The sequence below is a fragment of the Rhizobacter sp. P3_B12 genome, from assembly GCF_056402895.1.
Genome location: NZ_JBFUGN010000254.1, coordinates 1 through 7,105, shown reverse-complemented (window position 1 = coordinate 7,105; position 7,105 = coordinate 1). Strand labels below are relative to the sequence as shown.

Here is a 7,105-nt window from a genome sequence, read left to right as displayed (position 1 = left end):
ATGCAGGGCGCCGACGAGAGCTTCGGCGCCCTCGCCAAGGGCATGGGCGGCATGGTCGCCCGCATGGACCGGCAGTCGTCGGCGTCGATGGACGGCTCCGCCGCCCGCTCGCGCCGCACCAGCCTGCTGCTGGGCKCGCTCGGCCTGCTGGCCGCCGCCGCGACGGTCGGCGTGGCCTGGCTGATGCAGCGCCGCATCGTCGGCGAGCTGAGCCGCGCCGCCCGCGTCGCCGACCAGGTGGCCGGCGGCAACCTGGCGATCGACGCGCGCAGCGACCGCACGGACGAACTCGGCGACCTGATGCACGCGCTCGACCGCATGACGCAACAGCTCAGCCGCTCGCTCGCGACGGTGCTCGAATCGTCGTCGTCGATCGAGAACGCCAGCGCCGAGATCGCGACCGGCAACCAGGACCTGAGCCACCGCACCGAACAGGCGGCGAGCAACCTGCAGCAGACCGCCTCGTCGATGGACCAGCTGACCGGCACCGTCAAGCAGAGCGCCGAGTCGGCCCGCCAGGCCAACCAGCTGGCCTCGTCGGCCGCTGAAGTCGCGGCGCGCGGCGGCTCGGTCGTCGCGCAGGTCGTGACCACGATGGACGAGATCAATGCCAGCTCGAAGAAGATCGCCGACATCATCGGCGTCATCGACGGCATCGCGTTCCAGACCAACATCCTCGCGCTGAACGCCGCCGTCGAAGCGGCACGCGCCGGCGAACAGGGCCGCGGCTTCGCGGTCGTCGCCAGCGAAGTGCGCAGCCTCGCGCAGCGCAGCGCGCAGGCGGCGAAAGAGATCAAGGCGCTGATCGGCGCCTCGGTCGAGAAGGTCGATTCCGGTTCGCGCCTGGTGGCCGACGCCGGCCAGACGATGAACGAGATCGTCGGCTCGGTCCAGCGCGTGACCGACATCATCAGCGAGATCACCGCCGCCGCCGCCGAGCAGAGCGAAGGCATCGGCCAGGTGAACGGATCCGTCACCCAGCTCGACCAGATGACGCAGCAGAACGCGGCACTGGTGGAGGAGTCGGCAGCCGCCGCGGAAAGCCTGAAAGACCAGGCGGCACGGCTGCGCAGCATCGTCAACAACTTCCAGCTCGCCGGAGAGCGCTCATGAACCTCACCCACCTGATGCGTCAATTCACGATCCGCACCCGCATGATCGGCGCGATCGCCATCGTGCTGGCCCTGCTCGCACTGGTCGGCGGCGCCGGCCTGACCGGGCTGCTGCGCATGCAGGCGCAGAGCACCGCCTTCATGACCAGCTCGTTCGCCGACACCAACACGCTGGCCGCGTTGCGCACCGCGCTCGGCGAGATGCGCCTGGCCGAGAAGGAAATGATCGTCAACTACGAGAAGTCCGAGGAAGTCACGCGCTTCAGCGGGCAGTGGACGGCGGCACGCGAGCGGGTGATCACCCAGCTGAAGAAGCTGCAGGACGGTACGCCCGACGACAGCACGGCGCTGGCCAAGCGCATGGAAGCCGAACTCGGCACCTACGCGACCGCGATGGCCCCGGTGATCAAGCAGCTGGAGAACAGCGGCTACGACTCGGCCACGGTGGCGAACCGGGTGATGGGCCGCGCCAAGGAAGCGATCGCTGCCGCCGAGAAATCGGCCGCCGACCTGCAGAAGTCACTGGGCGCCGAAGGCTCGCAGGCCGAGGCCGAGCGCCAGACGATGACGCGCCAGACCGTCGTGCTGTTCGCGGTGGCGCTGGGCATCGCGATCCTGATCGTCGTGCCCGCCACGCTGGTCAACATGCAGAGCATCTGCCGCCCGATGACCGAGGCGCAGACGCTGGCCGCGTCGATCGCGCGCGGCGACCTGACCAACCAGATCACGCTGAGCGGCCGCGACGAATCGACGCAGCTGATGCAGGCCTTGTCGAACATGCAGGAGTCGCTGCGCGCGCTGGTCGGCCAGGTGCGCAACTCGACCGACAGCATCTCGACCGCCAGCGCCGAGATCGCGACCGGCAACCAGGACCTGAGCGCCCGCACCGAGCAGACGGCGTCGAACCTGCAGCAGGCCGCCTCGTCGATGGAGCAGCTGACCGGCACCGTCAAGCAGAGCGCCGATTCGGCCCGCCAGGCCAATCAACTCGCCTCGTCGGCCGCTGAAGTGGCAGCCCGCGGCGGCTCGGTGGTCTCGCAGGTCGTGACCACGATGGACGAGATCAATGCATCGTCGAAGAAGATCAGCGACATCATCGGCGTGATCGACGGCATCGCCTTCCAGACCAACATCCTGGCGCTGAACGCCGCGGTCGAAGCGGCCCGTGCCGGTGAACAAGGCCGCGGCTTCGCGGTCGTCGCCGGCGAGGTGCGCAGCCTGGCCCAGCGCAGCGCGCAGGCCGCCCGCGAGATCAAGGCGCTGATCGGCGCCTCGGTCGAGAAAGTGGATTCCGGATCGCGCCTGGTGGCGGACGCCGGCAAGACGATGCAGGAGATCGTCGGCTCGGTGCAGCGCGTCAGCGACATCATCGGCGAGATCACCGCCGCGTCGTCGGAACAGAGCGATGGCATCGGGCAGGTCAACACCGCCGTGACGCAGCTCGACCAGATGACGCAACAGAATGCCGCGCTGGTCGAGGAATCGGCCGCCGCCGCCGAGAGCCTGCGCGATCAGGCGCAGCGCCTCGCGTCGGTCGTCGCGACCTTCCGGCTCGACAGCCACGGCATCCATGCGGCGCCCGCGCCGGCCGCCGTGTCCGCACCGAAGCCGGTCGTGACGGCCAAGCCGGCACTTGCGACGGCCACGCCGGTCACCAAGGCCAGGTCCCCCGCGGCAACTCCGGCATCGCCGCTCGCGAAACCGGCCCCGGTCGTGACGAAAGTCGCAGCCACCGCCCCGAGCCCGGCGCCCGCCCCCGTGGCGGGCCCGGCCTTCGCCACCACCGCCCCCAGCGACGACTGGGAAACCTTCTGACAAACCTTCCGACCCGCCGATCTGGCCGGCCCGGGACGCGCTGATCCACCCTTCAGTTCATCCCGGCGGCGCCGATAGTGACGGCAACGCAGTCTTCCGCACCTGACAGGACCCACCATGGACATGATCCACGAAGCCTCCCACGTGGCCCGGCACGAAGCCGCCCGCGCGGCCACCGCCGCCCAGTCCGGCGGCGAGTTCCTCACCTTCCGCCTCGGCGCCGAGGAATACGGCATCGACATCCTGAAAGTGCAGGAGATCCGCTCCTACGAGGCGCCCACCCGCATCGCCAACGCCCCCGCCTTCATCAAGGGCGTGGTCAACCTGCGCGGCGTCATCGTCCCGATCGTCGACCTGCGCCTGAAGCTCGGCTGCGACTCCAACGACTACAACAGCTTCACCGTCGTCATCGTGCTGAACGTGCGCGGCCGTGTCGTCGGTGCCGTCGTCGACTCGGTCAGCGACGTGCTCGAGCTCTCGCGCGATTCGATCAAGCCGGCCCCCGAGATGGCCTCCGCCGTCGACACCAGCTTCATCACCGGCATCTCCAGCGTCAACGACCGCATGCTGATCCTGATGGACATCGAGGCGCTGATGGCCAGCGCCGAGATGGGCCTGATCGACAGCCCCTGAGGTTTCCCGGCTTTCCTCTCTTCTCTCTCCAAGGATTTCATGAACACGGCGCTTGACAGCCGCGGCTCGGTCGCGCGCAAGGTTTCGATCATCGGGGCGCTGAGCCTGTCGGTGGTCCTGTTTGCGATCTGCGCCACGATGAGCCTGGTGGCGGCCGACCGCTCGCGCGAGCGCATCGTCACCTGGGTGGCCGACAAGACGCAATCGGTCGCCGATTCGATCGACGCGTTCGACATGACCTCGCGCGTGCTGGTCGAGAAGTTCTTCGCCAACTTCAAGAACGAGTTCAAGCAGCCCTTCACGCTGGACGAGGCGAGCACCACGCTGAAGGTCGGCGACACGCCGCTGAACGGCAACTTCGCGCAGGTGGACGAGTTCGCGCAGCAAAGCGGCGGCGTGGCCACCGTGTTCGCCCGCAAGGGCGACGACTTCCAGCGCATCACCACCTCGCTGAAGAAGGAAAACGGCGAGCGCGCCGTCGGCACCATGCTCGGCGCGAGCCACCCGGCCCATGACCTGATGATGGCCGGCCAGACCTACACCGGCCGCGCGGTGCTGTTCGGCACGCCCTACATGACCCGCTACGAGCCGATCAAGGACGCCGGCGGCAAGGTCATCGGCATCCTGTTCATCGGCTTCGACACCTCCGCCTTCCAGGCGGCGATCGACAAGCTCGCGAGCGACATCCGCTTCTTCGACAGCGGCGGCGTCTACGTGATCGACCCGAAGAAGTCGCCCGAAGAGGCCGTCTTCGTCGTGCACCCGAGCGCCAAGGGCAAGAAGGTGCTGGAGACCTATCCGGACGCCAAGGCGTTGCTGGCCCGCCTCGAGACCGCCCCTGGCGGCTGGGCGAAGGACGGCGGGGCCGTGCTCGAGACCAAGCACGACGACCACTGGGCCGTGCTGCGCAAGGCCAAGGCCGGCAACCAGTGGGTGGTGTCCGAGGTGTCGGACAGCGAGGCGATGAAGACCCACTGGGCCACCATCGTGCCGTTCGCGACGCTGCTCGGCATCGCCGCGCTGCTGCTCGGCGGCGGGCTGTTCCTGATGATGCGGCGCTGGGTCGGCCGCCCGCTGCAGGAGCTGTCGCGCGCCGTCACGGTGCTGGCGGCCGGCGACCTGACGCAGCCCTGCCACAGCGCGCAGCGCGACGAGATCGGCGAGCTGATCCGCAATGTCGAAGGCATGCGCCAGCGCTTCCAGCAGATGATCGGCTCGGTGCGCAGCTCGGTCGACTCGATCACGACCGCCAGCAGCGAGATCGCGACCGGCAACCAGGACCTGAGCGCCCGCACCGAACAGACGGCGAGCAACCTGCAGCGCGCGGCCTCGTCGATGGAGCAGATCACCGGCACCGTCAAGCAGAGCGCCGACTCGGCCCGCCAGGCCAACCAGCTGGCCTCGTCGGCCGCCGAGGTCGCGGCACGCGGCGGCTCGGTGGTCTCGCAGGTCGTGACCACGATGGACGAGATCAATGCCAGTTCGAAGAAGATCGCCGACATCATCGGCGTGATCGACGGCATCGCCTTCCAGACCAACATCCTGGCGCTGAACGCCGCCGTTGAAGCGGCGCGCGCCGGCGAACAGGGCCGCGGCTTCGCGGTCGTCGCCAGCGAAGTGCGCAGCCTCGCGCAGCGCAGCGCCGACGCCGCCAAGGAGATCAAGGGCCTGATCGGCGCCAGCGTCGACCGCGTCGAAGCCGGTTCGCGCCTGGTGGCCGATGCGGGCAAGACCATGAGCGAGATCGTCGGCTCGGTGCAGCGCGTCAGCGACATCATCGGCGAGATCAGCACCGCCGCCGCCGAGCAGAGCGATGGCATCGGCCAGGTCAACCAGTCCGTCAACCAGCTCGACCAGATGACGCAGCAGAACGCCGCGCTGGTCGAACAGTCCACGGCAGCCGCTGAAAGCCTGAAGGACCAGGCGGCACGGCTCGCGCAAGCAGTCGGCAGTTTCCGTCTCCAGCAGGCCTGAGGCCTGCACTCCGAACGATCGACAGGCCGCCTGGGAGGCGGCTCCAACAAGAAGGGAAGTTCGCGATGTTCTCGCTGTCTGCCATGCGCCTGGGTCCGCGTCTCGCGGTCGGGTTCGGTTCGATCGCACTGCTGTGCGCCGCGGCTGTCGGTTTCGGCCTCGATCGCATCTCGACGATGCGCACCTTGTCGGAGCAGCTCGGCACGCTCGATTCCGAGAAGCTCTCGCTGTCCGAGCGCTGGGGCCGCGCGATCGAGTCTAACACCGCCCGCAACTGGGTGGTGTTCTTCGCGAACGACGAACAGATCAAGACCCGCGTGCGCGCCGAGATGAAGGACGTCGTGACCGCGCAGACCGAGCGCCTGAAGCGCATGCAGGAGATCGCCACCTCGGACGCCGACAAGCGGCTGCTGGAGGCGGTGAACGTGCAGCGCGACGCCTACCAGGGCCTGCGCAACAGCCTGCTCAAGCGCAAGGAAGCCGGCGAGGACGTCACCGCCGAGGTGATGGACAAGCTGTTCCCTGCATCCAGGGCCTACAGCGACAGCGTCGAGAAGCTCATCCAGGGCCAGCGCGACAGCATGACGGCCACCAAGGAGCGGGCGGACAGCGCCGGCTTCGTCGGCATGCTCGCGCTCGGCCTGGGCGGCGCCGGCGCGATGCTGCTGGCCGCGCTGCTGGCCTGGCGCGTGACCCGCTCGGTCACGAAGCCGATCGCGCAGGCCCAGCAGATTGCCCGCGCCATCAGCGCCGGCGACCTGACGCAGCACATCCACGTGCAGGGCCAGGACGAAGCCGCCGAGCTGCTGCAGTCGCTGAAGACGATGCAGGAATCGCTCGGCCGCCTGGTCGGCCAGGTGCGCCAGAGCACCGACAGCATCTCGACCGCCAGCACCGAGATCGCCACCGGCAACCAGGACCTGAGCGCCCGCACCGAGCAGACGGCGAGCAACCTGCAGCAGGCCGCGTCGTCAATGGAGCAGTTGACCGGCACCGTCAAGCAGAGCGCCGATTCGGCCCGCCAGGCCAACCAGCTCGCGTCGTCGGCCGCTGAAGTCGCGGCACGCGGCGGCTCGGTGGTCTCGCAGGTCGTCACGACGATGAACGAGATCAATGCCAGCTCGAAGAAGATCGCCGACATCATCGGCGTGATCGACGGCATCGCCTTCCAGACCAACATCCTGGCACTGAACGCCGCGGTCGAAGCGGCCCGTGCCGGCGAGCAGGGCCGCGGCTTCGCGGTCGTCGCCAGCGAGGTGCGCAGCCTGGCCGGCCGCTCGGCCGACGCCGCGAAGGAAATCAAGAGCCTGATCGGCGCGAGCGTCGAGCGGGTGGATGCCGGCTCGCGCCTGGTGGCCGACGCCGGCCAGACGATGCAGGAGATCGTCGGCTCGGTGCAGCGCGTCTCGGACATCATCGGCGAGATCACCGCCGCCTCGTCCGAGCAGAGCGACGGCATCGGCCAGATCAACACGGCAGTCACTCAACTCGACCAGATGACGCAGCAGAACGCCGCGCTGGTCGAGGAATCGGCCGCCGCCGCCGAGAGCCTGCGCGACCAGGCCCAACGC

The 7,105-nt window shown here is 68.8% G+C and carries 5 protein-coding genes; all 5 read left to right on the top strand.

What is annotated here, in order from left to right:
* The coding region (locus tag AC1D01_RS15085) for a methyl-accepting chemotaxis protein (protein ID WP_477867555.1) at nt 1–1,113 on the top strand (1,113 nt) is incomplete at its 5' end.
* Nucleotides 1,110–2,927, top strand: a complete 1,818-nt coding sequence (locus AC1D01_RS15080) for a methyl-accepting chemotaxis protein (protein WP_477867553.1) — start codon at nt 1,110–1,112, stop codon at nt 2,925–2,927. The genes AC1D01_RS15085 and AC1D01_RS15080, both read left to right, overlap by 4 nt.
* A 117-nt stretch (nt 2,928–3,044) precedes the next feature.
* Nucleotides 3,045–3,560, top strand: a complete 516-nt coding sequence (locus AC1D01_RS15075; protein ID WP_477867551.1) for a chemotaxis protein CheW — start codon at nt 3,045–3,047, stop codon at nt 3,558–3,560.
* Nucleotides 3,561–3,599: 39 nt separating this feature from the next.
* Complete coding sequence (locus tag AC1D01_RS15070) at nt 3,600–5,534, top strand: methyl-accepting chemotaxis protein (protein ID WP_477867549.1); 1,935 nt, start codon at nt 3,600–3,602, stop codon at nt 5,532–5,534.
* 65 nt (nt 5,535–5,599) lie between these two features.
* Nucleotides 5,600–7,105 (top strand): methyl-accepting chemotaxis protein (locus AC1D01_RS15065; RefSeq protein WP_477867547.1); only part of this gene is annotated, 1,506 nt, incomplete at its 3' end.

Bases quoted from the DNA above. Each gene is read 5' to 3' on its own strand.
- AC1D01_RS15080 (WP_477867553.1), top strand. From the start codon at position 1,110: ATGAACCTCACCCACCTGATGCGTCAATTCACGATCCGCACCCGCATG.
- AC1D01_RS15075 (WP_477867551.1), top strand. From the start codon at position 3,045: ATGGACATGATCCACGAAGCCTCCCACGTGGCCCGGCACGAAGCCGCC.
- AC1D01_RS15070 (WP_477867549.1), top strand. From the start codon at position 3,600: ATGAACACGGCGCTTGACAGCCGCGGCTCGGTCGCGCGCAAGGTTTCG.